General features: G+C 69.1%; 26 protein-coding genes. 9 read left to right on the top strand and 17 right to left on the bottom strand.

What is annotated here, in order from left to right; translation table 11 throughout:
* Positions 1 to 16: 16 nt before the first annotated feature.
* The gene (locus tag ACFOPI_RS02905) at positions 17 to 667 is read right to left on the bottom strand and encodes a LysE family translocator (RefSeq protein WP_382170549.1); all 651 of its coding nucleotides are present in this window, start codon (positions 665 to 667) and stop codon (positions 17 to 19) included.
* A 92-nt stretch (positions 668 to 759) separates the two neighbouring features.
* Between ACFOPI_RS02905 and ACFOPI_RS02900 the strand changes: the two genes are divergently transcribed.
* The 3 genes from ACFOPI_RS02900 (at position 760) to ACFOPI_RS02890 (ending at position 2,672) form a co-directional block, all read left to right on the top strand.
* Positions 760 to 1,734, top strand: coding sequence for a helix-turn-helix transcriptional regulator (locus tag ACFOPI_RS02900; RefSeq protein WP_382170547.1), 975 nt, complete (start codon positions 760 to 762; stop codon positions 1,732 to 1,734).
* A 90-nt stretch (positions 1,735 to 1,824) separates the two neighbouring features.
* A complete protein-coding gene (locus tag ACFOPI_RS02895) occupies positions 1,825 to 2,160 on the top strand; it encodes a flagellar basal body protein (protein WP_382170545.1) in 336 nt (111 codons plus the stop codon).
* Between the two features lie 182 nt (positions 2,161 to 2,342).
* Positions 2,343 to 2,672, top strand: coding sequence for a YegP family protein (locus tag ACFOPI_RS02890; RefSeq protein ID WP_382170543.1), 330 nt, complete (start codon positions 2,343 to 2,345; stop codon positions 2,670 to 2,672).
* Here the strand turns inward: ACFOPI_RS02890 and ACFOPI_RS02885 are convergent.
* The gene (locus tag ACFOPI_RS02885; protein ID WP_382170541.1) at positions 2,659 to 3,525 is read right to left on the bottom strand and encodes a heme-dependent oxidative N-demethylase subunit alpha family protein; all 867 of its coding nucleotides are present in this window, start codon (positions 3,523 to 3,525) and stop codon (positions 2,659 to 2,661) included. The two genes, ACFOPI_RS02890 and ACFOPI_RS02885, sit on opposite strands and share 14 nt — an antisense overlap.
* Positions 3,526 to 3,668: 143 nt before the next feature.
* On the opposite strand from ACFOPI_RS02885, the gene ACFOPI_RS02880 reads away from it, so the two are divergent.
* Positions 3,669 to 4,058: a c-type cytochrome gene (locus ACFOPI_RS02880; RefSeq protein WP_382170539.1), complete on the top strand. Its 390-nt coding sequence runs from the start codon at positions 3,669 to 3,671 to the stop codon at positions 4,056 to 4,058.
* Between the two features lie 14 nt (positions 4,059 to 4,072).
* On the top strand, positions 4,073 to 5,491 hold the full coding sequence (locus ACFOPI_RS02875; protein ID WP_382170537.1) for an FAD-dependent oxidoreductase: 1,419 nt from the start codon (positions 4,073 to 4,075) through the stop codon (positions 5,489 to 5,491).
* A 36-nt stretch (positions 5,492 to 5,527) separates the two neighbouring features.
* On the opposite strand, the gene ACFOPI_RS02870 is transcribed toward ACFOPI_RS02875, so the two are convergent.
* From ACFOPI_RS02870 to ACFOPI_RS02845, 6 genes are all read right to left on the bottom strand, one after another.
* On the bottom strand, positions 5,528 to 6,736 hold the full coding sequence (locus ACFOPI_RS02870) for a vWA domain-containing protein (protein WP_382170535.1): 1,209 nt from the start codon (positions 6,734 to 6,736) through the stop codon (positions 5,528 to 5,530).
* Positions 6,733 to 9,015: a DUF5682 family protein gene (locus ACFOPI_RS02865; RefSeq protein ID WP_382170533.1), complete on the bottom strand. Its 2,283-nt coding sequence runs from the start codon at positions 9,013 to 9,015 to the stop codon at positions 6,733 to 6,735. Before ACFOPI_RS02865 ends, ACFOPI_RS02870 begins: the two co-directional genes overlap by 4 nt.
* A 30-nt stretch (positions 9,016 to 9,045) precedes the next feature.
* Positions 9,046 to 10,152 carry an ATP-binding protein gene (locus tag ACFOPI_RS02860; RefSeq protein ID WP_382170531.1) on the bottom strand — a complete coding sequence of 369 codons (1,107 nt, stop codon included), beginning with the start codon at positions 10,150 to 10,152 and terminating at the stop codon, positions 9,046 to 9,048.
* A complete protein-coding gene (locus ACFOPI_RS02855) occupies positions 10,149 to 11,693 on the bottom strand; it encodes a DUF5691 domain-containing protein (RefSeq protein WP_382170529.1) in 1,545 nt (514 codons plus the stop codon). Before ACFOPI_RS02855 ends, ACFOPI_RS02860 begins: the two co-directional genes overlap by 4 nt.
* Positions 11,694 to 11,697: 4 nt before the next feature.
* Entirely contained in the window at positions 11,698 to 13,026 is a 1,329-nt protein-coding gene (locus ACFOPI_RS02850; RefSeq protein ID WP_382170527.1) for an SWIM zinc finger family protein, read from the bottom strand.
* Positions 13,027 to 13,163: 137 nt separating this feature from the next.
* Complete coding sequence (locus tag ACFOPI_RS02845) at positions 13,164 to 14,051, bottom strand: LysR family transcriptional regulator (protein ID WP_382170525.1); 888 nt, start codon at positions 14,049 to 14,051, stop codon at positions 13,164 to 13,166.
* Between the two features lie 103 nt (positions 14,052 to 14,154).
* On the opposite strand from ACFOPI_RS02845, the gene ACFOPI_RS02840 reads away from it, so the two are divergent.
* The 4 genes from ACFOPI_RS02840 to ACFOPI_RS02825 are packed head-to-tail and all read left to right on the top strand — an operon-like array spanning position 14,155 to position 16,302.
* Positions 14,155 to 14,835, top strand: coding sequence for a Bax inhibitor-1/YccA family protein (locus tag ACFOPI_RS02840; protein WP_382170523.1), 681 nt, complete (start codon positions 14,155 to 14,157; stop codon positions 14,833 to 14,835).
* 34 nt (positions 14,836 to 14,869) lie between these two features.
* Positions 14,870 to 15,259: a hypothetical protein gene (locus tag ACFOPI_RS02835; protein ID WP_382170522.1), complete on the top strand. Its 390-nt coding sequence runs from the start codon at positions 14,870 to 14,872 to the stop codon at positions 15,257 to 15,259.
* Positions 15,260 to 15,263: 4 nt separating this feature from the next.
* Positions 15,264 to 15,674, top strand: a complete 411-nt coding sequence (locus tag ACFOPI_RS02830) for a hypothetical protein (RefSeq protein ID WP_382170520.1) — start codon at positions 15,264 to 15,266, stop codon at positions 15,672 to 15,674.
* A 22-nt stretch (positions 15,675 to 15,696) separates the two neighbouring features.
* Positions 15,697 to 16,302: an exopolysaccharide biosynthesis protein gene (locus ACFOPI_RS02825; protein ID WP_382170518.1), complete on the top strand. Its 606-nt coding sequence runs from the start codon at positions 15,697 to 15,699 to the stop codon at positions 16,300 to 16,302.
* Here the strand turns inward: ACFOPI_RS02825 and ACFOPI_RS02820 are convergent.
* The 9 genes from ACFOPI_RS02820 to alr all read right to left on the bottom strand — a co-directional run bounded on the left by ACFOPI_RS02820 (position 16,299) and on the right by alr (position 26,106).
* Positions 16,299 to 17,051 carry a sulfite exporter TauE/SafE family protein gene (locus ACFOPI_RS02820; RefSeq protein WP_382170941.1) on the bottom strand — a complete coding sequence of 251 codons (753 nt, stop codon included), beginning with the start codon at positions 17,049 to 17,051 and terminating at the stop codon, positions 16,299 to 16,301. The genes ACFOPI_RS02825 and ACFOPI_RS02820 overlap by 4 nt on opposite strands.
* A 16-nt stretch (positions 17,052 to 17,067) precedes the next feature.
* A complete protein-coding gene (locus tag ACFOPI_RS02815) occupies positions 17,068 to 17,301 on the bottom strand; it encodes a hypothetical protein (RefSeq protein WP_382170516.1) in 234 nt (77 codons plus the stop codon).
* 95 nt (positions 17,302 to 17,396) lie between these two features.
* Entirely contained in the window at positions 17,397 to 17,690 is a 294-nt protein-coding gene (locus ACFOPI_RS02810) for a metal-sensing transcriptional repressor (protein WP_382170514.1), read from the bottom strand.
* Positions 17,691 to 17,709: 19 nt separating this feature from the next.
* On the bottom strand, positions 17,710 to 18,753 hold the full coding sequence (locus tag ACFOPI_RS02805) for an SLAC1 anion channel family protein (RefSeq protein WP_382170512.1): 1,044 nt from the start codon (positions 18,751 to 18,753) through the stop codon (positions 17,710 to 17,712).
* A 26-nt stretch (positions 18,754 to 18,779) separates the two neighbouring features.
* Positions 18,780 to 19,016, bottom strand: a complete 237-nt coding sequence (locus ACFOPI_RS02800) for a YgaP family membrane protein (protein WP_382170510.1) — start codon at positions 19,014 to 19,016, stop codon at positions 18,780 to 18,782.
* A 35-nt stretch (positions 19,017 to 19,051) separates the two neighbouring features.
* The gene (locus ACFOPI_RS02795; RefSeq protein WP_382170508.1) at positions 19,052 to 22,321 is read right to left on the bottom strand and encodes an efflux RND transporter permease subunit; all 3,270 of its coding nucleotides are present in this window, start codon (positions 22,319 to 22,321) and stop codon (positions 19,052 to 19,054) included.
* Positions 22,322 to 22,333: 12 nt separating this feature from the next.
* Positions 22,334 to 23,461 carry an efflux RND transporter periplasmic adaptor subunit gene (locus tag ACFOPI_RS02790; RefSeq protein WP_382170506.1) on the bottom strand — a complete coding sequence of 376 codons (1,128 nt, stop codon included), beginning with the start codon at positions 23,459 to 23,461 and terminating at the stop codon, positions 22,334 to 22,336.
* Positions 23,462 to 23,549: 88 nt separating this feature from the next.
* Positions 23,550 to 24,788 carry an MFS transporter gene (locus tag ACFOPI_RS02785; protein WP_382170504.1) on the bottom strand — a complete coding sequence of 413 codons (1,239 nt, stop codon included), beginning with the start codon at positions 24,786 to 24,788 and terminating at the stop codon, positions 23,550 to 23,552.
* 193 nt (positions 24,789 to 24,981) lie between these two features.
* A complete protein-coding gene (gene alr, locus ACFOPI_RS02780; RefSeq protein WP_382170502.1) occupies positions 24,982 to 26,106 on the bottom strand; it encodes an alanine racemase in 1,125 nt (374 codons plus the stop codon).
* Positions 26,107 to 26,218 lie beyond the last annotated feature (112 nt).

Genomic DNA, 26,218 nt, shown 5'->3' with positions numbered 1-26,218 from the left:
GGTTCAGGCCGACGCCTCAGATGGGGACCAGCCCCTGCCAGAGCATCCACGCCGCGCCGCCCATCAGCACGAGCCCGACCCCGCGCATGGCGCCGACCTGCGCCCGGCCGCTGCCGCGCAGGGCCGCCTGGGCCCGGTCCGCGCCGAGCACGACCAGGCCGTAGACGGCCGCCTGCGTGACCGCGACGATGGCGCCCATCGCCACCGCCTGCGGCAGCACCGGGCCCAGCTCGGGCCGTGCGAACTGCGGGAACACTGCGACCATGAACAGATAGGCCTTGGGATTGAGCAGACAGGTCACCAGGCCCTGCCGGAAAGAGGCGGCGGCCGGTCGTGACCGGCTGGCGCCCACCTCGCCCAGCGCCGAAGCGCCTCGCACCAGCGACCCGCCGATCCAGCCCAGGTACAGCGCGCCCCCAACCAGCATCAGCGTGAACAGGCCGGGCACGGATTTCATCACCAGGCCCACGCCCAGCGCAGCCATGACCGTGTGTGCCACACCGCCCGCCACGATGCCCGCGAGCGCCGCGGCGCCACCCTGTCGGCCATTGGCCAGCGTGCTGCCAAGCACGAACGCCATGTCCATGCCCGGCAGGGCAATGATGCCCAGCACCAGAACGAAGAACAGCCAGAGGTGGGACAGGTCGGAGAGCATCAGGTTTTCCATGGACCAGCGTGGTGAGGGATGACCGGCGCATACTGCGCCTCTTACCATGACACCTTCTGTCATGTTTTAGCGATGCACCATCGCCCGGCACCATGCAAGCCAGCCGACTGCTTTCGATCCTCATGCTGCTGCAGTCGCACGGCCGCATGACCGCGCCCGCACTGGCGCGCACGCTGGAGGTGTCCACCCGCACCATCCTGCGCGACATCGACCAGCTCTCGGCCGCCGGGGTGCCGGTGTGGGGCGAGCCGGGGCGCACGGGCGGGTTTCAGCTGCGCGAGGGCTGGAGCACCACGCTCACCGGCCTCACCGAACCCGAATCGCAGGCGCTGCTGCTGGCGGGGCTGCCGGCAGCAGCCACCGATCTCGGTCTGGGTGCGGCAGCCACTTCTGCACGTTTGAAGATGGTCGCGTCCTTGCCGGCCGAATGGCGGCAGCAGGCCGAGCGCGTGGGCGCGCGGCTGCACATCGATCCGGTGGACTGGTACCGCAGCAGCGAGACGCCTGAGCACCTGCGTGGCCTGGCCGACGCGGTCTGGCATTCGCGCCGTATCGCGGTGCGCTACGAAAGCTGGCGTGGCACGGTTGAGCGCGAACTGGAGCCGCTGGGGCTCGTGATGAAGGCAGGCACCTGGTACCTGGCCGCGCGCACCTCTGGGCAGGATGCGGTCCGCACCTACCGGATTTCCGCGGTGCAGTCCCTGCGGCCGCTGCCCACCCGGTTCCGTCGCCCTCGCCAGTTCGATCTGGCGGCACACTGGCAAGCCTCGATCGACCGCTTCGAGACCGGCCTGCGGCAGCTGCAGGCGGTGGTCAGCGTCTCGCCACGGGCCCTGGGCTGGCTGCGCAACGAGCGCCACCCCTTTGTGCCAGGCGCGGTGCCGGCCGGGACAGCACCACGACCGGGCTGGACCACGGTGCAACTGCCCGTCGAATCGATCGAGCAGGGTGCCCGACGCCTGCTGTCCTATGGCGGCGAGGTGGAGGTGCTGGCACCAGCGGCCCTGCGGCGGCGGATCCTCGACGAGCTGGTGTCCGTGCAGGGGCGCTACGGCCAGCCCCGCTGACAGGCACCTTCCTTTGTGTGCCTACAGTTTTCGCACCAGCCGCCGATAGCTCCTTTGGGCCATTGCGCCCAGCCCAACCGGACCCACACCATGACCTCGCCCATCGGATCGTCTGCCTCCGCCATCGGCCTGAGCGGGATGCGCGCCGCGCAGCTGCGGCTGGACGTGGGCGCGCACAACATCGCCAACGCCCAGACACCCGGCTTCCAGCGCCAGCAGGTGGTGCAAACGGCCAACCCCGAATCGGGGGGCGTGACGGCGCGCGTCGAGCGCGAAGCGCAGGCCGCCGCAGAAGGTGGCGACCTGGGCCATCTCGCCGATGACCTGGTCGGCGGCAAGATGGCGCTCTACAGCTTCGCCGCCAACCTGCAGGTGGTGAAGACCGAGCAGGACATGCTCGGCACCCTGTTCGACGAACGCGTCTGACGCGCCCCGGCCCTCAGGCCAGGTAGTCGCGCACGCACGCCTCCTGCGTGACCATGCGCCATCCCCGCCACAACAGGCGGGCGGATGTCACGGGCGGCCGCCCACCGTCTTCCCAGCGCTGCGCGCCCGGCCTACGATGGGCCCGCTTCGGCGCATCCTCTCTCTAACTTCAAGGAGCTGACATGGCAGGCTGGTACGAACTCTCTTCGAACGACAAGGGCAAGTTTTCCTTCGTCCTGAAGGCCGGCAACGGCGAGGTGATCCTGCGCAGCGAGCAGTACGACACCAAAGCCTCGGCCGAGAACGGCATCAAGTCCGTGCAGACCAACAGCCCGCAGGAAGTGCGCTACGAGCGCAAGGACGCGTCCGACGGCCGCTGCTACTTCAACCTCAAGGCGGGCAACCACCAGGTCATCGGCACCAGCCAGATGTACAAGGACGCCGCCGGCCGCGACAACGGCATCAAGTCGGTCCAGACCAACGGACCGAGCACGACTGTCAAGACGGCCTGAGCTCGGCGCAGAGCCGGCCCCGCACCGCGGTCATGCCGCGGTAGGTCACCACGGCCTCGCTCATCGAGGCCAGCGCCTCGGCCAGTTCGGCCGCGCGCCCGGGCGCGACGGCCAGCACCTGCGCCAGCGGCGCCACCATCACGCGGATGAAGAACACCCCGCGCCGCAGCGCGGGCAGCGGCAGCGTGGTCTGGCGCTCGACACGGAAGAACACCCGATCGATCAGACGCCCCGAAGCGCCAGGCGCGTCGGCGGCGGCGAGCGCGTCCTCCCAGCGGGCGCGGCGCGTTTCGGGATGCTGGGCCAGATCGCCGTTGGGTGTGAGCAGCCAGACGTGGCGCAGCATCGGCGCCTGCCGGAACGCCATGTCGACAATGCCGCGCGCGCCGGCCTGCAGCAGCGCGTTGTCGGCCACCGGCGCGTGGATGGCCATGAAGTCCAGCCCCAGCTTCTCGGACGGGTTCCAGTTCGACGGAAAACACACTGAGAGGAAGTGCGCCCGGAAGCCGTCGCCGGGCTCGTCGTGCAGGACCACGAAGTCCTCTTGCATGTCCTCGGCCAGAGCGCGGGTGTCCGGTGCAATGGCGACCCCGGTCTGGGCGGCGTAGGCTTCGGCGATGGCCTGCAGCACCGCCGGTTCGGCCTGGCCAATGTGTGACAAGCCGTGATGGGTTTGCAGCACCGCCCGTTTGCGCGCGGCGTAGATCGGCGCCAGGCCATCCCGCACGAAGAGCGGCGATGGCGGCACCTCGGTTGCCGGTGCCAGGCGGGCGAGCCCTGGTCGCATGCGGAACGGACTCACCACAGGCCAGGGCATTTCATCGGCGGGAGTGCTCACTTCGGTGTCGCGCACAACAGCGCTCCTTTCATCAAGACATGCGGAAATAGGCTTGAAACACCTGTTACTCAAATCCACATGCGGCATAAGGTTATTTAAGTGCCCCGGGCCTAGCCTCACCTGGCGCAAGTTGCGCACCACGAACAACAGGAGAAGCTATGAAAACCCCAGTTGAGCACAGGAGAGGCGCGGTGTGGGTGGCGGTGGCCGCCAGCATCGTCCTCGCAGCCTGCGGCGGCGGCAGCGGAGATGACGGCGCGGCAACGACCAAGTCCAGCCCGCCCCGCTCCACCATCTCGCCCCTTTCCAGCACCACGGCGCCAGCCGCCACCGTCGCAGCCAGCACCGAGGGCCGGTTGCTCGCGTCCAACTGCTTCCAGTGCCACGGCACGAACGGCACGGGCGGCTTCGACAGCATCCGGGGCGGCGAGGCCGAGGAGATCACCGAGTTCCTGACCAAGACCGCCAGCAAGGACATCATGGCCGCGCACGCCCAGGGCTACACGCCCGCGCAGCTGCAAAAAATCATCGCCTACCTCCAGCAATGAACCGGGAGCCCTTCATGAACACCTTCAAGATCACGAACGAGCTCTCGCGCCGCCAATGGATGGCGGTGGCCGCCGGTGGCCTGGCCGCGGGGCTGGTCCCGCTGACGGGCCGGGCCGACGGCGACCGCGCCCCGTCCCGACGGCCCAACACGCCCACCGCACCGCTGGCCACCACGGCCATCTCGGGCAAGAAGGTCGTGGTGGTGGGTGGCGGCATGGCCGGCATGACCGCGGCCAAATACCTGCGGCTGTGGGGCGGCAAGGGCCTGGAAGTCACCCTGGTCGAGCCCGAGGCCCTCTACACCTCCAGCATCATGAGCAACCTCGTGCTCAACGGCAGCCGCACCATCGCCGGCCTGCAGTACAGCCGGGAGACCCTGGCCCGTCGCTACGGCGTGGTCGCCCGGACCGGTCGCCTGACCGCGATCAACCGGGCTGCCCGTTCGCTCACCCTGTCCGACGGCAGCAGCCTGGGCTACGACCGGCTCGTGCTGGCACCGGGCATCAGCTTCGACGACGCCTACGGCCTCACGACAGCGGACTACGATGCACGCACGCCCCACGCCTGGCGCGGCGGCGCACAGACCACGCTGCTGCGCCAGCAGATCACGGCCATGCAGGACCGCGACATCTTCGTCATGACCATTCCCAAGGCTCCCTACCGCTGCCCACCCGGCCCCTACGAGCGGGCCTGCGTGGTCGCCGACCACCTCAAGTCCAGCGGGCGCGCCGGCTGCCAGGTCGTGGTGCTGGACGAAAACCCGGTCATCCAGGCCGAGCGTCACACCTTTGAAACCGCCTTCGCCGGCCTGCACGCTGGCGTGATCCGCTACATCCCGAACGTCACCGGCATCCAGATCGATCCGGCGAGCAAGGTGGTGACCTACGTCGACGGCGTTGGCGGCACACAGGTGATCAACGCCCGGGTGGTCAATCCGATCGTGCCGCACCGCGCGGCGGGCAGCGAAGCCGGCGGCTGGCTGGCACAGGCCGGCCTGAACAACAGTGCCGACGGCCGCTGGGCGATGGTCAACGTGCTGAGCTACGAGTCCACGCTGGTGGGCGCCGAGGGCATCCACGTCATCGGCGACGCCTCGTCGTGCGGCATGCCCAAGGCCGGGCACGTGGCCAACCAGGAGGCCAAGATCTGCGCCGATGCCATCATCCGTTTGCTGAGCGGCGCACAGCCCGATCCGCAGCCGGTGGCCAACTCGGCCTGCTATTCGCCCATCACCGCCAGCAGCGCATCGTGGCTCACGGCCGTCTACCAGTACGACCCCATCGACCGGCGCATGAAGATCGCCAGCAACGGAGGCCAGACCCTGGTCAACGGCGTGGCGGCCACCGCCACCGAGGCCGCATCGGTCAGCCAGGAGAACTTCAAGGACATGGGCACCTGGTTCAACACCTTGATGAAGGACACCCTGGCCTGAGGGACCAAGGCCGCCCCACGAGCTTCCAGCCGCGCGTCAGCGTGTTCTGGGACTCGTGACCATGCCCTGGCCGGCGGCCCAGGCGTGGATGTCGTCGCGGCGAATGGCGGCGGCCATCAAGCCGGGGAAGGCATCCGGTGTGCAGGCAAAGCTGGGCACGCCCAGTGCCGCGAGCTTGGCGGCCAGCGCGTGGTCGTAGCTGGGTGCGCCTTCGTCGCTGAGGGCCAGCAGGGTGATGAACTGCACCCCGCTCTCGATCAGCTCGTTGGCCCGCCGCAACAGCTGGGCCTCCACCCCGCCTTCATACAGGTCGGAGATCAGCACCAGAATCGCGTTGCGCGGCTCCCGGATGATGCTCTGGCAGTAGGAGACGGCGCCGTTGATGTCCGTGCCGCCACCCAGCTGCACCCCGAACAGCAGGTCGACAGGGTCGTCCAGCTGTTCGCTGAGATCGACCACCGCGGTATCGAACACCACCAGCCGTGTGGACACCGCCGGCAGCGAGGCCATCACGGCGCCGAAGATGCTGGAGTACACCACCGAGGCCGCCATGGAGCCGCTCTGGTCGATGCAGAGAACCACCTCGCGCTGAGGCTTGCGCGCCTTGCGCCCGTACCCATGCAGGGTCTGCGGCACGACGGTCCGGAGGTCGGGTTGCCAATGCCTCAAGTTGGCGCGGATGGTGCGGTTCCAGTCGATCTCGTTGTGGCGCGGACGACGGTTGCGCTGGCTGCGATCCAGCGCCCCGCTGACAGCGGAGCGCATGGGCTCTTCGAGCCGGGCCAGCAAGGCGTCCACCACACCGCGCACCACCATGCGCGCGGTGTCGCGGGTCTTGGCCGGAATGACCTTCGACAGCGCGATAAGGTTGGCCACCAGATGCACGTCGGGCTGCATGCCCTTGAGCATTTCGGGCTCCAGCAGCATGTCTCGCATGTTCAGCCGCTCCAGTGCGTCACGCTGCATGACCTGCACCACCGAGCCGGGAAAGTACTTGCGTATGTCGCCCAGCCAGCGCGCCACACCGGGGGCCGAGCCCTCGCGGCCGCTCCGGCGTTCCCTGGCGCCCAGACCGCCAGGCCCTGTGGGGTCGTACAGGGCCGACAGGGCCTGATCCATCTCGCGGAGCTCACCGGAAAGCGAACCGCAGGCCTGATCGGCCTCCCGGCCCAGCACCAGACGCCAGCGGCGCAGGCGCTCGGCTTCGGGCACGGGGGCGGTCTCGGAGGGGGGGTGTTCGTTCATGCGCCGAGTCCCATCAGTTGACGCAACAAAGGCAAGGGCAGCAGCGCCCGCCCAGCATCCCATTCGCCAAGGTCGGTGGCCACCGGTCTGGCGGTCGTGCCCTGGCTCGCACGTTGCGAAAGCTCGTGCCGCTCGCTGGATTCGAATGCACTGAAGCTGCGCCGCAGCAGAGGCAGCACCGCCAGAAAGTGCTCCTCCTTCAGGGTCGCCAGCCAGGCGTCCAGGAGCCCCCATGCCGAAGCGTCGTGCAGCAGCACCGTGGCGTTGCGGTTGAGAAAGCCATCGAGCCAGGCCGCAGCCTTCGCCGGATCGGCGCCGCGGGACAGGTGCAGTGACATGGCGCGCGCCACATCGTCGGTGCTGCAAACGCCCGCCTCCAGCAACAGGCGCCGGCTCAGCCCCTGCAGCAGCGGATGCACACCCACCCACTCGGCCAGCTGAAGCAGGGCGCGCTGCCAGGCACTGGTTTGTTCCGCGCTGTCGCGCAGGCCGATGGCTTTGTGGGCCGCGAGCATGCGCTCGCGCAGCGCGTTGGCGGCGTCCTCGTCCAAAGCGCTCGCCGCCAGTGGCAGGCCGATCGCGGCGCGCAGGATGAGGCCGTCGAGCACCTGCGCCACCAGCGCCGCATCGGTCCCACGCACATTGCCATACCGGAACACATTGGCCAGTGGCGGCAGGGCCGAGAGCAGCTGCACCGTGTCGCCGTTCACCGCCGCCCGATCCTGCAAGGCCCGCGTTGCGGCTTCCACCGCTGGCGCCAGGTCGGCCAGCAGGGCCTCGTCCACCAGCCGGGCGAGTTCATCCAGCCGCTGCAGATCCGTGCAGCGGTCCACGGTCCTGGCCGAAGCCGCCTGCGCAATGGTCTGCCCCCAGCGGCTGGCCTCGATGACGCGCAAGGCAAACTCCGGTTGCCACTGCAAGCGCCAGACCTCATGAAAGCTGCCCCGCGCCGAACGACCCACGGTGGCGACGCTGCCCCACGGGATGTCCAACAGGTTCAGCCTGTGAAGCAGCTGGCTGCGAGCGAGATCGGTGGGCTGGCGCAGATCCAGGTCGAGCGTTTTCTGCAGGGCCTCGGGCTTCAGGCGCAAGGATTTCTGGGCCCGCTCCAGATCGCGCTGCAGCGGTACCGTGGGCACACTGGCGGGCACCTGGCCGAGGCGGTCGCCCACCAGCAGCTCGTCTCGGATGAAGGTCAGCACCGCATCGTCGCCCATGGACAACACGGCACAGGTGGCTTCCTGCAGTTCTTCAAGGCTGGGCGCCGGACGACCTCTCATGGCGGCCAGCGCTTCGGCCAGCCGCGTGGCTTCGATGAGGTGGGCGGACGAACAATCCAGATCCCGCTCGCGCATGAGCCGGGCGATCCGCGCCAACCAGGCCGAGGCCCGCTCCAGTGGCGGCCCCGGGTGGCGCCAGAGGTGTTCGTACCAGCCAGGAGACTGGATGCCCGCACCGTAACCACTGGCGCTGGCGAGGTGGCGATGGCTCCACGGCACCCAGGTGACCTGCACCTTGAGCTTGGGGAGGGCTTTGAGCAGCGCGGCATCGTCGCGCACCTTGACGTCGGCCTGCAGCCCGGCCAGGTGCCAGGCACCACAGACCACGGCGATGCGCTCGAAGCCCTCTTTCTGTGCAGCGCGGATGCACTGGCGCATGTGCGCCTCGCGCAACCGCTCGCGTTGCGCATGCTCGGCGCCGCGCGCGGGATCGCCCAGTTCCTGCCGCAGCGCGACCATGGCCTCGTTGATCGCCGGAAACAGCGCATCCGCCCCGCCCCGCTCCTCGATGAGTTGGTTCCACCACGCCTCCCCGTCTTCAAAACCTGCCGCCCGCGCCAGCCAGGACAGTGGGTCGTCTTCCGCCGCGGCCGGGCTGTCTTCGGAAAGCTCCGCGTCACCTGTGTGCGAAGGTGCACCCTCAGGCGCCTCGGCGGCCGCCTCCTTGCGCGCCTTCTCCAGACCAAAGTCGATGGCCCGTGGCAAATCGATGAACCGCAGCGGTACCCCCGCCCGGGCAGCCCATTGCATGGCCTGCCACTCGGGAGAAAACTCGGCAAAGGGGTGGTAGACCGCGAGCCCGGGTTCATCCGGGCAGTAGCTCAGCAGCGCCACCGGCGGTTGCATGTCCTCGGCGATGGACAGGGGCACCAGTGCATCGGCCTCCGGCGGCCCCTCGACCAGCACACAGTCCGGCTGCAAGGCCAGCAACGCCTCGCGCAGGCTGCGCGCGCAGCCGGGGCCGTGGTGGCGCACGCCGAAGTAGTGCAATGAACTCATCGTGGACGGGTCTCTCGGAAATGGCCGAAGTCAACCGAGATCGCGAAAGGCCCGGTACAGGTCTTTCCAGTCGCTGCGCTCCTTGACCACCGCCTCCAGGTACTCGCTCCACACAACGGCGTCCTGCACCGGGTCCTTGACGATGGCCCCGATGACCCCCGAGGCCATGTCGTGCGGCCGCAGCACACCGTCGCCAAAGTGGCCCGCCAGCGCCATCCCGTTGTTGATGACCGAAATCACTTCGGCGGTGGACAAGGTGGCGCTGGGCGACTTGACCTGGGTTTTCCCGTCTTCGGTCTTGCCGTTGCGCAGCTCGCGGAAGATCTGCACGATGCGCCGCACCTCCTTGAGCGCGGGCGGCTCGGCGGGCAACTGCAGCGCACGGCCCATGTCGGCCACGCGCCTCATCACGATGCTCACCTCTTCCTCCTCGCTCGAGGGCACGGGCAGCACCACGGTGTTGAAGCGGCGCTTGAGAGCGGACGACAGCTCGTTGACGCCTTTGTCGCGGTTGTTGGCCGTGGCAATGACCGAGAAGCCCCGAACCGCCTGCACCTCTGTGCCCAGCTCGGGGATGGGCAGCGTCTTTTCCGACAGCACGGTGATCAGGGTGTCCTGCACATCGGCAGGAATGCGGGTGAGTTCTTCGACCCGCGCGATCTTGCCCAGGCGCATGGCGTTCATCAGCGGGCTGGGTACCAATGCCTTTTCAGACGGGCCGTGGGCCAGCAGCTGGGCGTAGTTCCAGCCGTAGCGCAACTGCTCTTCGCTGGTCCCCGCCGTGCCCTGGATCAGCAGCGTGGAGTCGCCGCTGATGGCGGCTGCCAGATGCTCGGACACCCAGGATTTCGCAGTACCCGGCACGCCATAGAGCAACAGCCCGCGGTCGGTGGCCAGCGTGGCGACGGCCACCTCCATCAAGCGCTCGTTGCCCACGTACTTGGGGCTGACTTCGAAACCATTGTCCAGGCGCCCACCCATGAGGTAACGCACCACGCCCCAGGGCGAGAGTGCCCAATTGGCGGGGCGGGCACGCTGGTCCTGGCGCGCCAGCTCGGCCAGTTCTTCGGCGTATTGCTGTTCGGCATGGCGCCGCATCACGGCATCAGACAGGGCGGTGGGTGTGGTGGTGTTCATCGGATGGTTTCCAGAGCTTCTCGGGTGGCGATGATCTGCGCCAAAGCGTGCATGACTTCGGCCATGGCCGCGGTTTCGTCGGCGCTGCGCGGCAGTGCACGGAGGGCCGGCAATGCCGAGGCATCGACGATGCAGCACAGATCGGGGAGGTGGTTGCGCAGCACCCATTGCTGGTGCGCGTCTTGTGTCGCCAGCCGGTCCTGAACCCAGGCCACCAGGCGGCTTGAAACACCCGGACTCAGGCGCGCCCAGGCGTTTGCGGGTTGCAGTTGGCAGGCCGTCACCAACTCGGGCAACACGGCCGCAGCCCCGGCTCCCCCTTGTTGCAGCAGACGGTCCCAGTGCGCGTCGCGTGCAGCGCGGGACAACAGGGGCACCAGACGGTGGGTGTCCAGGCCCTGGACCGCATCCGGCGACGCATTGACAAAAGCATCGGCCCAGTTGCCATCGGGTGCGGCCAGCAGCACCTCGAACCAGGCCCGGGCAAGTGCCTTGTTCCAGTCGCCTTGGGCGCTCCAGGACAGCAGTTCCTGGGGCGTCATGCCGGTGTGTTCGGTCCACCAGTTCAGGGGCACCCGACTGGCCAGCTGGTACAGCCACCAGGCGCGCTCGCCCAGAATCTCGTGCGTGGGCTTTTTCGCCTCGACCTGATCGGCCGCCCAGTCGGCCGCAGCGGCAACGGGCGCCGCGACCACCCAGCGCTGCTGAATCAACCCTCTGCGCTGGACGACCAGCGATGCCATCCGGGCCATGGCGCGTTGGGGATGGGCGGCCAGGGGCAGTCTGAGCAACAGACGCAGCGCGGCCTGGCGCACCTCGCGCCCGCGATCGGCGGTCCGCAGGCGTTCGAGCAGCGGCTCGTCCTGCATGGAGAGCCCCACGCTCAAGGTCTGAACCAGTTCAAGGCGCTCGTGCGCCGCCAGCTCGGGCAGGACGGCGATCAGCCGCTCGCGGGCCACGTCGGGCGCCGTGCTGCGCTCCTGCCGCAGGAAGGCGCTGCGCTGTTCCAGATTGCCTTCGAGCCACACCACCTCATCGTTCTGGCGGGTGGTCTGCACACTCACGGCGTGTTTCCAATCCTCTCGCTGCGCAGCCAGCCAGGCCCCCGTGGTGCCCAGCACCGGCGCCAGCCATGGCCTCAAGACCGTCGCCCGGCGACTGGCGTCGAGCACAGTCGGCAGCAAGGCCGCGGGCAGTCGCAATCCACGCTGCGCGAGCGTGGCCAGACACTCCCCAGCCAAGCGCACCGGCCCCTGCTGAAACACCCAATCCATCAGCCCCATGAGACGCGTGTCCTCCAGCGGCGGCTGGATTTCCGGATCGGCGCCGGGTCGGGCCTGCACGGTCACAGGCCGACCCATGGACCCGGCCAGATCACAGAGGGCCAGCACACCACTGACGCGCAGCAAGCCGGTCGCGGGGGGCGTGTCTCCGCCGCGCGCCTCGGCGATCAAGACGCCGAGTGGACCCTGCCAGACCGGCCAGCCCCCTGCGTGGCGGTCGGTCCCCACCAGCGCCATGGGCAGCAAAGGAGCGAACACGCTGCTACTCATGTGGGTGTGCGGAGCCACCGGGCGCCGTCTGGTCGTCGCGCCATGCGCTCATCGGAAAAAAAGCTTCCCCATCCCATTCACCCGCGAGATGAACAGGATGCCCACCACTGGTCGCCAGCAGTTGCCATCCAAAATTCTCTTCCGTGCGAACGGGCAGGTCTTGTCCCTGCACCACGCAACGCCATCCCGTCGCGGTGCGCTCCAGCGTGGCATTCCGCAACACCAAAGGGTGCATGGTGGTCCAGGGTGAGGCGGCCAAGCGCCGGGCGATCTCGTCCCATTCTTGTCCCAGCGTCGCATTCGGCCAGGTCGCAGCGCCGAGCCGCTCGGACTCGCTGCACCGTGCGCGCAAGCCCGCCGCTCCAGGGAAAAAATGCAACGTCGCCCTGGCGCTGCTCCCGGGTTCCCAGGCCTGCTCGAATCCCCGCCCCCCGTAGGAGTGGTCCAGCAGCAGCGCACGCCGCTGGCTTTGCTGGCCATGCAACCACACGCGCCGCTCGATCAGCTTGGGTTCGCGCTGTTCCTGCACCACTCCCAACACAGACCAGGTGTCGTCGACGGCATCGCCATGCGCAACCACACTGTCTTTGTCCACGGGCCACCCAACCACCTCGCGCAAATCGGCCTGCACCGCCTCGGGCAAGCTGGCGCGGCGCTGCACGCCGTCGCAGGCCAGTTGCAGCAAGCCCAGTCGGCGCATCACCTGTTCGGGCCAATCAGCGCCCTGGCGAACCCGCTCGGCGGCCTCAAGCAGACGCTGACCCAGACCCGGCGCCTGGCCGTCCACCATCCGGGCGGCCATGGTTCGCCACCCTTCCAGCGATCCGGCCCCCAAAGAGCCCAGGCCCTGGGCCAGTTGGTCGGCCATCCAGCGCTGCAGCTCCTGGGCAGCGCCATCGATCCGCTCCCAGCGCTGGATCTCGCGCGGGCTTGCGCTCGCTGGCTCAGCCGATGGCGCATGGGCTTTGCGCTCTTCCCGCTCCTCTTTCTTTTTTTCTTTTTGTTCTCGGGAAGTCAGCCACTCATCCACCCAGGCGGGGCGGGTCGGCTGGAAACGACCTGGATCGGCCACTCGAAGCAGCAGCAGCGCCAGACCGTGCTTGCAGGGGAACTTCCGGCTGGGACATGTACAACGAAACGCGGGCCCCGACAAATCCACCTGCGTCTGATAGGGCTTGGACCCGCTGCCCTGGCACTCCCCCCACACCGCTGCAGCATCGGCGCCGAGCAGGGGCCATTTGGCGGGTGCCACCAGACCACGTGCGGCTTTGACGGACGCCTCGTCGGGCGCCAGCGCGAGCACAGAAGCCGTGTCCTGCATCACACCTCCTTCGCCAGCCATCGGGCACAGGCCCCACATCGCCACGGATCAATCAACCGGACCCCAGAACCCAACAGCTGCTCCCCAAACGTGATGTTGCTCTGAAAAACATTCTACGGACGAGCGCGGCACAGCCTTCAGGGCACCACCGAGGCCAGCAGCTTCTGCACCAGCGGGTGCTGCACCTTGCGCGCCGTGCCGATGGCGTAGAAGTGCTCCTGCACGCCTTCGCAGGGCGCGAACCACTCCAGTCCGTAGCCGCTGGAGAGCTTCTCGCGCATGCGCTCGGACGCGGGAAACACGCCCATGCCCGACGAGCCAAAGGTGACCAGCAGCGCGCTGTCCTCGAACTCGCCGACCACGTTGGGCAGCACGCCCTGCTGTTCGAACCACTGGTCGATGCGCATGCGCACCGAGGCGTGGGCGCTGGGCAACAGCACCGGCACCTCGGACAGGCAGCGCGGGAAGTCCTTGCGCGCCTGGGCCAGCCATTCCTTGGGCGCGTACCAGCCCAGCGGCGACGAACCCATGGCGTGGCTGTAGAGCTTGAGGTTGGGGTTGGCCGGCGCGGGCCGGTCGGACAGCACCACGTCCAGCCGATGCAGCGCCAGGTCGGCCAGCAGGTCATCGAAATCGTCCTCGTGGCACACCAGTCGCAACCGCGGCTCTTCCAGCGCGGGCGCCAGCAGCTCGCGCACCGCCAGCTTGGCCAGTCCGTCCGAGATGCCCACCACCAGCCGCACCGAGGTCTGGCTGGTGGCGTCGCGCACGGCGGCATGCAGGTGCTCACCGAGGTGGAAGATCTGCTCCGCCACCTGCAGCGCGGCGTGGCCCGCATCGGTCAACGCCAGCCCGCGGCCCGCTGGCTTGAACAGCGCATGGCCCAGCGACTGCTCCAGCAGCCGCACCTGGGCGCTGATGGTCTGCACCGCCATGCCCAGCCGCGCGGCGGCGTGCGACATGCCGCCCTCCTTGGCCGTGACCCAGAAGTAGTAGAGGTGCTTGTAGTTGAGTTCCTGGTTCATTCTTCGCCTTTTTAGGAAAAATTGTTCGCCATTGTCTGCTTTTTATAAAGATCGTGGAACCCTATCTTTCAGCCTCCCTTTGTTCCCTTTCAGGAGAACCCTCATGGCACAAGTCCGTCGCTTCCCTTCCCTGTCCACCGGCAGCTCCCTGTCGCTGGACCGTCCGCAGGCCGCGAAGGTCCTGCGCAACACCTACGCCCTGCTGTCGCTGACGATCCTGTTCGCGGCCGGCATCGCGGCCCTTGCGGTCGCCAACAGCTGGCCCGCGCCCGGGCTGATGATCACGCTGGTGGGCTACTTCGGCCTGCTGTTCGCGGTGCACAAGCTGCAGAACAGCGGCTGGGCCCTGCCCGCCGTGTTCGCACTGACCGGCTTCATGGGCTACACGCTGGGCCCGCTGCTGGCCCGCACGCTGGAGCTGCCCGGCGGCGCCGGCACCATCGTGGCCGCGCTGGCCGCCACGGGTGCGACCTTCGTCGCGCTGTCGGCCTATGTGCTGACCACGCGCCGCGACTTCAGCTTCATGGGCGGCTTCCTGTTCGCTGGCATGGTGATCGCGATCGTGCTGGCGCTGGTGGCCTACTTCTTCACCATGCCCGCGCTGGCGCTGGCCGTCTCGGCGATGGTCGCCCTGCTCTCGGTTGGTCTGATCCTGTTCGAGACCAGCCGCATCGTGAACGGCGGCGAGACCAACTACGTGCTGGCCACGGTCGGCCTGTTCGTCTCGGCCTTCAACCTGTTCACCAGCCTGCTGAGCCTGTTCGGCATCGGCGGCAACGACTGAGCGTTTCTGCAACCCAACCCACCAGGAGTCCCGCATGAAAGCCTATCCCGTCAACAGCCCCGAAGCCGCCGCCCGCGTTCTGGCCATGGCCATGCTGGCCGATGGCCAGTATTCGATGACCGAGATCCGCTCGCTGGACCGGCAGCAAGCACCCGAGCGACTGGGCCTGAGCCCCGAGGCCTTCAAGGCGGTGGTGGACGGCTTCTGCCAGGACCTGCTGCTGGCCGGCGGCGGGCAGTGGACCGGCGCGGTCGACCCCGCCATCCGCGACCAGCTGATGAGCGAGGTCACGGACCGGGGCCTACAGGACCTGATCCTGCTGCAGTGCGAGACGCTGATGCTGTCCGACGGTCACCTGGCCGATGGCGAGGTGGAGCTGCTGGATGCACTGAGCGCGGCGTGGCGCCGACCGGTGCTGGTGTGACGCCATGAAAACACTGATCTGGAGTCTCACCGCGCTGCTGGCGACCTTGTGGACCGGCTTCATCGCCGTCGTGCACCAGCTCACCGGCTGGCTGCTGTCGGCCATCGACACCGGGTCGCTGCAGGGCGCGGCAGGCACGGTTGGCGGACTGGCGCTGCCGCCCGTGCCCGCCTGGCTGGAGCCCTGGATCGACACCGCATCGATTGCCGCGCTGCAGTCGTTCGTGGTGTCGCTGGTGGAATGGCTGGGTGCGGTGATGCCCTCAGGCGATGCCCTGATGGCCTGGGTCGGTCCGCTGCTGTGGGTCGGCTGGGGCTTGGTGCTGGTGCCGATGCTGGCCATCGCCGGCCTGCTGCACTTGCTGGTCGGTCGCGCCACGGCGCAGCAGACCGGCGTGAGGCCCGTGGGCGCATGAACGCCACACAGGGGCGCGTCCGGTGAACGAGGGCATCGCGCAGCGCCTGCGCGGCGCAGCCACCGAGGCGCCGCAGGCCCTGCGCCTGTCGCTGCGGGAGCTGCTGCAGCTGCACGGCGAGGGCTCGGGCGCGGTGCTGCTGATGCTGATGGCGCTGCTGAGCACAGTGCCCATCGCCGGCGCGGGCACGGTACTCAGCCTGGGCATCTTCGCTCTGGCCGGCGCCTGGCTGCGCGGGCGCGACACCCTGCCCCTGCCCGAGCGGCTGGCGCGGCTGACCCTCAACGAAACCTGGACGCGCCGCTGCCTGCATGGCCTCGCCTGGACCTACGAGCGCGCGGAGCGGTGGATGTGCCCGCGCTGGCAGGCGCTGTGCCACACGCGCGCCCGGTTCTGGTGGGCGCTGTGGATCGCGCTCATGGCGGCGCTGATCTTCCTGCCGTTGCCGCTGGGCAATGTGCTGCCTGGCACCAGCCTGATGCTGCTGAGCCTGGGCTGGCTGTTCCGCGACGGCATCGCGCTGCTGCTGTCCGCAGCCACCGGCGCGGTGGGCGTGGGCTACGCAATTTCGGTCGGGCACCTGGCCTTCGCGGCCTGGCACCACGCAGGGGCGTGGCTGGGTTTCTAGAGTCGCGAGAAAAACACGGCACTCATCACCAGCCCGGTGACAATCACGCCGCGACGCACCCAGGCCACTGGCAGCGCCTTGGACCAGCGCGCGCCGAAGTAGCCGCCCGCCGTGGCGGCAACCATCATCAGCAGGCCCTCTTTCCAGGCGATGGCGCCCGCGACCACAAAAGCGGCCACGGACAGCCAGGACAGCACCAGCGAGTTGAGGTTCTTGAGCGCGTTGACGGTGTTCAGCCGCGTCTCGCCTGCCACCGTGTACAGCGCCATCAGCAGGATGCCCAGGCCGCCGTTGAAATAGCCACCGTAGATGGCCACCGCCATCAGGCCCGGTTCGCGCCAGCGCGCCAGCCCGTGGCCACCGGCCGATGCCGCCTGCGCCTTGCGGGCGATGGCCGGACCGGCCGCAAACAGCACGGTGGCGAACAGCAGCAGCCAGGGCACGATGCCGGTGAACAGCTTGGCCGGGGTTACCAGCAGCAGCAGCGCACCCGCCACACCGCCGATGGCCGCGATCAGCATTTCGCGCCGCAACCGCTGCGTCGGCAGCTCGCGCAGTTCGGCCTTGAAGCCCAGCGTGCTGCCCAGATAACCGGGGCTCACCGCGAGCGCACTGGTGGCGTTGGCGACGATGGGCGGCACGCCGGTGAACACCAGCGCGGGAAAAGTGAGGAAACTGCCGCCGCCAGCGATGGCGTTGAGTGCGCCCGCGCCGAACGCGGCGGCCGCCAGCAGCGGCGCAGAAGTCAGGAGGTCCAGGCCGGGCTCACTTGGCGGCGGGGATGGCCACGTAGCGGAATCCCTTGCCGCGCATGCAGTGAGCGACCATCTGCTCGCGCTCGTCCTCGGGCACCTTGGCCAGACCGACCTGGTACTGACAGTCGGAGAGCTGGGTGTAGGTGTCGTCCTTGCTGGCCTTGGGCTTGACCCACTCCGCCTTGGGAGCGGACGAGCAGGCGACCAGGGACAACAACAGGGCAGCGGCGAGGACGGTCTTCATGGATGGAGCAGGGTCGGTTTTCAGAGGGAAGCCAGCATACCAAAGCCCCCCGTCCCCGAGCTGCAACCAGATGCATCGCCCCGCGGGCGGCCGGTCTATCGCGAGCGGCCGAGCTTGTCCTGCAGACGCCCCAGCACCTCGCTGACCGCCTGCGGGTCGGCTGCGGCGCCACCGCAAGCGGTCAGCTCCTGCTCGGCCAGCGAGAGGTTCAGCCGCACATAGGTGCTGTCCAGCGCGTGCCGGGTGGCCAGCAGTTGCTGGGCGATCTTGGCGCAGTCGGCGCCCTCCTCCAGCAGCTTCTGGAGGCCGCGCACCTGGCCCTCGGCACGGCGCAGCCGGTGCATGAGTTCGGCCTTGCGTTCGGTGGCGAGGGTGCGTGGGGCGGTCATGGTCGGCTCCGTTCGGGGTTCAGGCAGACACCGGCGTGATGGCGGCCACCGGCTCGGGCGCAAGCAGCGAACCGTCGCGCAGACCCCGGACCGTGGCGAAGCCCAGCCACAGCACCACCATCGAGGTCGCAGCCAGCAGCAGCACAGCCGCCGTTTGCATCAGACCGCCCGCCTGGTCCTGCAGCGCCACCAATCGCAGGGTGAGCGTGGTGAAAGCCGCGAGCGGGAACGACAAGGCCCAGAACGGAATGCCGAACGGCTGCGCCAGCGCCCGCTTGAGCACGGGCAGCACCCACAGCAGGAAGAACAGCGCGATGCCCCACATGCCCTGCACCGCCCACAGCGGCGCCTGCGCGCGCTCCACCTGTTGGGCCAACACCAGCCCGATCACGGCCGGCGGGGCGACGGAGATCATCCACGCCGGCAGGAGGCGGTCGGGCAGCGGACTGTGGGCGAGGCGCCGCACCAGGACCAGCGCCAGCACCACCGGCCAGAAGAACGCGCCGATACCGAACTGAGCCGCTGCCCAGCCACCATGTCCCAGCGGCACGCCCGCCAATGGCGCCAGCACGTTGCCGACCACCGGGATCAGCAGCACCGGTGTGACCGCCGGCCACAGTCCGGTGTTGCCCGGCGCGGCACCGTTCACGGGCGCGAGCCAGCGCCCCAGCACCCAGAGCGTGGCCCCGAACTGCATCAGACTGCCGAGCCACCAGACGGCGCGCCACAACCTGGCCAGTTCGCCCGAGGCGCCTCCCAGCGCCACACCCACGGTCGCCAGCAGCAACAGCGACACCGGGAACGCCGCCACGAAGGCATGGCGCACCGGGTGCTTCAGGTCTTCGGCCAGCGCCGCTGGGTAGCGCTGCCAGCGCAACAGCGAGGCCACCATCAGCACGGCAAACACCACCAGCGCCACCAGCCCCGCCACCAGCGCCAGGCCTTCGGCCATATCGCCGAACAGCGGCGCCGCGCGGTGCCACGCCAGCGAGAGGCCGCACAGGCCCATGACCAGCGAGAACCAGCCGGGCATAAGGAACTTCAGGGGCGTGGGTGAAGACATGGTGACAGGGCCTGCGTGGGTTCAGATCAGTTGCACTTGCCGCTCGAGCAGGCGGACCCGCCCTCGGGCACGCCCATCTTCCTGAAGAGGATCGCGGGCGGGCAGAAGCCGGTAACGCCCGACTGCGCCAGGTTGAAACCGGCGAAGGCGGTCAGCGCGAGGAACCACTCGCTGACGAAGATGGGGCTGCCGTGGTAACCCAGGGCGAGCGAGACCAGCACGACGGTGCCGGCCATGATGCGGATGAGGCGTTCGACGGTCATTTCAGACTCCTTGAAAAAAATGGAAGCACACAGGGTCACGCCGCTTCGTACTTCTTGCGGTACATGGCGTAGTAGAGAACAGGGATGACGACCAGGGTCAGCATGGTCGACACGGCGATGCCGAAGATCAGCGCAATGGCCAGGCCGTTGAAGATCGGGTCGTCGAGGATGAAGAAGGCGCCCATCATGGCGGCCAGGCCGGTCAGCGCGATGGGTTGCGCGCGCACCGCGGCCGACTGCACCACCGCCTGCGCAAAGGGCACACCGCGTTTCGTTTCCAGCTCGATGAAGTCCACCAGCAGGATGGAGTTGCGCACGATGATGCCGGCCAGCGCGATCATGCCGATCATGGACGTGGCGGTGAACTGGGCCTGCAGCAGCGCGTGGCCGGGCATCACGCCGATCATGGTCAGCGGGATGGGCGCCATGATGATCAGCGGCGTGAGGTAGCTGCGGAACTGCGCCACCACCAGCAGGTAGATCAGGATCAGGCCGACGCCGTAGGCGGCGCCCATGTCGCGGAAGGTCTCGTAGGTGATCTGCCACTCGCCGTCCCACTTCACCGCGTACTGGCGGTACGGGTCCTTGGGCTGGCTGATCCAGTACTCGCCGAGTTCGCCGGTGTTGGGCAGCGCGGCGTCCTTCATGGCCGGGCGGATGCCGAACAGGCCGTACAGCGGCGAGTCGAGTTCGCCGGCCATGTCGCCGAACACATAGGTCACCGGCAGCAGGTCTTTGGTGAAGCGCGGCTGGTCGATCACGCCGCGCTCGACGGTGACCAGCTCGGACAGCGGCACCATGGCGCCGTTTGCGGCTTTCAGCGGCAGGGCGAGCACGGCGTCCAGACCGACCTGCGCCTCGCGCGGCAGCTGAATGCGCACCGGCACCGCGAACTTGGCGTGGCCGTCGTGCAGCCAGGCGGCGTCGGCCCCCGAGAGCGCGGCGTACACGGTCTGCGCGATCACCTGCACCGGGATGCCCAGCGACTCCGCGCGCTGGCGCTGGATGCGCAGGAAGGCACGCGGTGCGTTCTCTTTCAGCGAGGTGTCCACGCCCACGATGTCGGGCGTGCCGGCAAAGGCCTTCGCCACGCGCTGCGCCAGCTCGGCGCGACCGGCCTGGTCGGGTCCATAGACCTCGGCCACGATGGGCGACATCACCGGCGGGCCGGGCGGCACTTCCACCACCTTCACGCGTGCGCCGTGGGCGGCGGCGATCTGCTCCAGCGCGGGGCGGTGGCGCTGCGCGATGGCGTGGCTCTTCTCGCTGCGGTCGTGCGCGCCGATCAGGTTGACCTGCAGGTCGCCGCCTTCGGCCTCGGCACGCAGGTAGTACTGGCGCACCAGGCCGTTGAAGGTGATGGGGCTGGCCGTGCCGGCGTAGCCCTGCACGTTGGCCACCTCGGGCTGCTGCGCGAGGAAGGCGGTCATGTTCTGCAGCGCGGCGGTGGTGCTTTCCAGCGGGGTGCCGGCGGGCATGTCCACCACCACCTGGTATTCGCTCTTGTTGTCGAACGGCAGCATCTTGAGCACCACCCCAATGGCCGAAGTGGGCACCAGCGCCAGGCCCACCGACAGCAGCAGCGCCGCGATGATGCCGGCTAGCAACAGCCAGCGCTTGCGGGCGCTCTGCAGGAAGGGCGTGAGGATCCTGGTGAAGGTGTTCTGCAGCGCGCTGGTGAGCTTGCCAGGGCCGTGCGCCGCGTGGCCTTCACCGGTCTTGGTGAGCTTGAGCGCGAGCCAGGGCGTGACGGTGAAGGCGATGGCCAGCGAGATCGCCATGCCCATGCTGGCGTTGATCGGGATGGGGCTCATGTACGGGCCCATCAGACCGCTCACAAACGCCATGGGCAGCAGCGCCGCGATGACGGTGAAGGTGGCCAGGATGGTGGGCCCGCCCACTTCGTCGACCGCGCGCGGGATGATGATGTGCAGCGGCTCGTCGGGCGTGAGCATGCGGTGGCGGTGGATGTTTTCCACCACCACTATGGCGTCGTCCACCAGGATGCCGATGGAGAAGATCAGCGCGAACAGCGAGACGCGGTTGAGCGTGAAGCCCCAGGCCCAGCTGGCGAACAGCGTGGCGGTGAGCGTGAGGATCACGGCAGCGCCGACGATGACCGCCTCGCGCCGGCCCAGCGCCAGGCCCACCAGCACGATCACGCTGGCGGTGGCGAAGATCAGCTTCTGGATCAGCTTGTTGGCCTTGTCGGCCGCGGTCTGCCCATAGTCGCGGGTGATGCTGACCTGCACGTCGTCGGGGATGACCGTGTTCTTCAGGTTCTCCAGCCGCTCTGCGGCGCCGCGCGCCACGTCCACCGCGTTCTCGCCCGGCTTCTTGGTCACGGTGATGGTCACGGCCGGGTGGTTCTGGCCCTGCTGGCCGGGGTGCGCGGCATCGGCCGCGCCGGGGGTGAACCACACGTAGCGCTGCGGCAGCTGGGCACCGGCCTCCACCCGCGCGACCTCGCGCAGGTAGACCGGGCGGCCGCCGCTGACACCGACCACGATGTCGCCGACGTCTTTCTCGTTCTGCAGGAACTCACCGGTTTCCACCGACAGCATGCCGGGCTCACCCGGGGCCGGGTTGGGATTGACCACCGAGCCCGAGGGCAGGGCCTGATTCGCCGCCGCGATGGCCCCGTGCAGCTGCTGCACGCTCACGCCGCGTTCGCGCAGCTGGTTCGGGTTCAACCACACGTGCACGGCACGGCCAGGGCCGCCGATGGTGACGACCTCGCGCGTGCCGGGCACGCGCTTGAGCTCGGTCTCCACGGCGTGCGCGACGCGCTCCAGGTCGTGCGCGCTTTGCGCATCGGCCGTCCACAGCGTGGCGGCCAGCACCGGCACGTCGTCGATGCCCTTGGGTTTGACGATCGGTGTCATCACACCCAGGCCCTCGGGCAGCCAGTCCTGGTTGGCATTGAGCACGTCGTACAGGCGCACCAGCGCTTCGGTGCGCGGCACGCCCACCTTGAACTGCACCGTCAGTACTGCGACGCCGGGGCGTGCCACCGAATAGCTGTGTTCGATGCCCTGGATCTGCGAGAGCACGTGTTCGGCCGGGGCGGCGACCATCTTCTCCACGTCGGCGCTGGATGCGCCCGGGAACGGGATGATCACGTTGGCCATGGTCACGTTGATCTGCGGCTCTTCCTCGCGCGGCGTGACCAGCACGGCGAACAGCCCCAGCAGCAGCGCGACCAGCGCCAGCAGCGGCGTGATGGCGTTGGCCTGGAAGGCCCGCGCCACGGTGCCGGAGAGGCCCAGCTTCTCCAGCAGCGATGAATCTTGGGGTTGGCTCATGGCGGCGACCTCTTACTTGGCGGCCGGCTGCGCACCGGACAACCCGGCGCGCACGGGATCGAGCGCCACCTGGTCGCCGGCCTTCAGGCCCGCCAGCACCTCGACACCGTCGCCGTGCGTGGCGCCGGTGCGCACCGCGCGCAGCGCGAAGCCTTTGGCCGACTCGCCCTTGGCGGTGACGACGTAAACACCGGTCAGCTCGCCGCGGCGCAGCAGGGCCGTGACCGGCACCACCAGGCGCTGCGGCACGGCCTGGGCGGCGCTGCCGATGAAGCGCACCTTCACCTGACGGCCCGGCACCTGGCCGGCGCCGTCGGCGTCGCTGAGGTTCAGGCGCCACTCCACGGTCTGCGACACCGGGTCGGCGGCGGGCACGGTGGTCTTGCTGGCAGGAACGACCCAGCGGTCGGTGCCGGGCAACTGCACCTCGACCTGCTGCGCCGCCAGTGCCAGCGGCTGCATCGACGCCGGCACATGCACCACCGCGCGGATCGGCTGCGGCGCGTAGACAGTCAGGATGGGCGCACCCGGCATGGCCAGGGCGCCGGCTTCGGCGTGCGTCGCCAGCACCCAGCCGTCCCAGGGCGCGGTCAGGCGGGTGAAGCCCTGGGCCACGCTGGCCTGGGTCTGGCCGGCGCGGGCGGCGGCGGCACCGGCCTCGGCGGCGCGGTACTGGGCCAGCGCCGAATCGAGTGCGGCCTGGGCGATGAAGCCCTGCGCCCGCAGCTCCTTGGTGCGCTCGTAGGCCGCCTTGGCGTTGGCCAGGCCGGCCTGGGCCTGCGCGACACCCGCCTGCGCCTGGGCCACGCCGGCCTGGGTGGCCCGGTCGTCTATGACGGCCAGCACCTGGCCGGCCTTGACGCGGTCACCGGCCTTGACCGACAGCGTGGCGATGCGCCCGCTGGCCTGGGCCGACAGCACGCTCTGGCGCACCGCCTGCAGGTTGCCGTCGAACTCGGCGCGGCCCGCCACGGCCTGTGCACCGACGGCGATCACGGGCACCTGGGGACCCGTGGCGACCGCCGCGGGATCGGCGGCCTGGGCGGCGCCCACGACCAGCAGGCCGGACGCCAGCAGCAGGCGCGCGGCGCGGGCCGGATTCAGGGACAGAAGCAACGGGGCGTGTGCATGAGCGGGCATGGCAATCTCCTATACCTGCCGCAGTATACACATATACCCCCAGGGGTACAATAGCCTCCCCCAAACCGCCTATCGGCGGCCACCGGCGTCAGCGGCGCTGCCGCGCCAGCACCCAGGCCGCCCCGAAGAAGCTCAGCGCCGCCGCCACCAGCACCGCGTAGGCCGCGCGCAGGCCGAAGTGTTCGGCCAGTTCGCCCATCAGCAAGGCGGCGATCTGCGCCCCGACGGTGAAGGAAATCATCAGCAGGGCCGACAGGCGCGGCGCCTCCTGCGGGAAGCCGCGCAGGGCGATGCCCAGCAGGATGGGGAAGCCCACCGAGACGCCCAGGCCGGTGAAGTAGTTGCACAGCGCCAGCCAGACGAAGGGCGCATCGGCCGGGCTGAGCCAGACGCCCGTGATCGCCAGCGCCGCCAGCGCGCCCAGGCCCTGGATCTTCTGCTCCATGCTCCAGCGGCTGTGCACGAAGGCCTGCCAGACCCGGCCCGTGACCATGCCGGCCATCAGGAAGCCCAGGGCCATGCGGGCCACCTGGTCGCTCTCTCCCAGCGCCTCGGTGGCGAAGCTCACGAACCAGAAGTACTGGCCCCACTCGCACAGGCCGCTGCACACGCCGGCGAACAGCACCCAGCGCACCACCGGCTGGCGCAGCAGACCGCCGTAGTCCAGCGGCTGGCGCACCTGTCCGGTCGCTTCGGCATGCGCGTGGTCGCTGCGGAAGGCCACGGTGCGCAGGTAGCGGCGCTGCAGCGTCATCAGCAGCATCACCAGCGCCATGAAACCGAACACCACATAGGGGCCGCGCCAGCTCGGGTTGGCCGCCAGCACGGCCGCCGCCATCAGGGGCGAGAACATGGTGCCCAGGCTGTAACCCACGTCGACCAGGCTGATGATGCGGGCGCGCTGCTCGGGCTCGTCGCTCAGTTCGGCCAGCAGGCCGTGGCCAACGGTGAACAGCGCGGTCTCGAAAGTGGCGATGGTCACCATGAAGAAGGCCAGCCAACCGAAGCTGGGTGCCAGCAGCACGCCCCCCAGCGCCACCACCACGGCGGCGGTGTAGGCGCGCAGCAGGCGGCGCGGCGGAAAGCGCTTGGCGATGGCGCCACCCAGCAGCGAGCCGACGGCGCCACCGGCGCTCCAGATCGCCATCAGCCAGCCCATCTGCTGGAAGGACACGCCCATCTGGGCGCGCAGGTTGGGCGTCACCGCCCCCAGCAGCGCCCCGAAGATGCCCCATGTGAGGGCACAGTACAGGATGATCCAGGCGACATAGGGCAGGCCGCGCAGGGTTTTCAGCGGGGCGGACAAGGCGGAGGCAACGGCGTTCACTTCGGGCTTTCGATCGATCAATGCAATCGATTGTCCTGCCAGCGCGTCCCAAGTCCGTGAGGTGCTCTGCAAATAAACCCGCTTGGTAACCGGTCACTGTCGTGTGCACGGCCAGGATGCGGTGGAACCGGCTTCGCCGGGCCACTCGCATCGCCCCCTGGTGGGTGACGCCGCAGGCGGCGCGGGGGGAAAATCACATGAACGGCACGCGTGGTGCGACCGCGCAAAGCAGTTCATAAGAGATGGTGCCAGCCGAACGGGCCACCTCGTCCACCGGCAGTTGCGCCCCCGTGGACGGCGAGACGCCCCAGAGCACGACCTCGCTGCCGATGCCGGCCGGCACGCCGGCGGCGTCCAGCGGCGCCAGGTCGACGGTGATCATGTCCATGCTGACGCGGCCGACGGTGCGGGTGCGCACGCCGTTCACCAGAACCGGCGTGCCGGTGGGCGCATGGCGCGGATAGCCGTCGGCGTAGCCGCAGGCGATGACGCCGATGCGCATGGGCTGCTCGGCGGTGAAGGCCGAGCCGTAGCCCACAGTGTCGCCGGGCTGCAGGCTCTGCACGCCGATGACTTTCGTGGTCAGGCTCATGGTGGGTTTGAGGCCCCAGCCGGCGGCGGTGTTCTCGGGGTGGTCGGGCGCGCCGCCGTAGAGCGCAATGCCCTCGCGCACCCAGTCGGCCGCCAGCGTGCTCACGCCCACGCCGCGCAGCGGGCTTTGCGCATGGCGCAGGATGGCGGCGCTGTTGCACAGGCTGCGCTCGCCCGGCAGATCGGCGGTGGCGGCCTCGAAGGCGGCCACCTGGTGGGCGATGCCGCGCGGACCGTCGGCATCGCTGAAGTGGGTCATCAGCGAGATCTCTTCCACCTGCGGCAGCGCGTTCAGCCGCGCCCAGGCGGCGCGGAAGGCGTCGGGCCGGAAGCCCAGGCGGTTCATGCCGCTGTTGAGCTTGAGGAAGACGCGGTGCGGGGTGTGCGTCTTGTGCGCGGCCAGCCAGTCGATCTGTTCGGTGCAGTGCACCGCGTGCCAGATGTTCAGACGCGAGCAGAGCTCCAGGTCGCGCGGCTCGAACACCCCTTCGAGCAGCAGCAGCGGACCGCGCCAGTCGAGCGCGCGCACGCGCTCGGCCTCGGCTAGGTCGATCATGGCGAAGCCATCGGCGCTGCGCAGGGCCGGGAACACGCGCTCGATGCCGTGGCCGTAGGCGTTGGCCTTGACCACAGCCCAGACGCGGGCGTCGGGCGCACGCACGCGGGCCTGGTTCAGGTTGTGTTCAAGCGCTTCGGGATGGACGGTGGCGAGAATCGGGCGGGGCATGGCAGAACCGGTCGGGGGTCCGGGAGAAAAAGTCGGCGGAAAGCATCGACTGTCGCACAAACCCACGGCAGCACCACCGTCCCCGCAGGGCGATTCATGTGGAAGCAGCGCG

The sequence above is a fragment of the Hydrogenophaga luteola genome (genome assembly GCF_042648585.1).
Lineage (GTDB): Bacteria > Pseudomonadota > Gammaproteobacteria > Burkholderiales > Burkholderiaceae_C > Hydrogenophaga > Hydrogenophaga luteola.
Note: the sequence above shows the minus strand (reverse complement) of the source record. Positions and strands in the feature narration are given on the sequence as shown.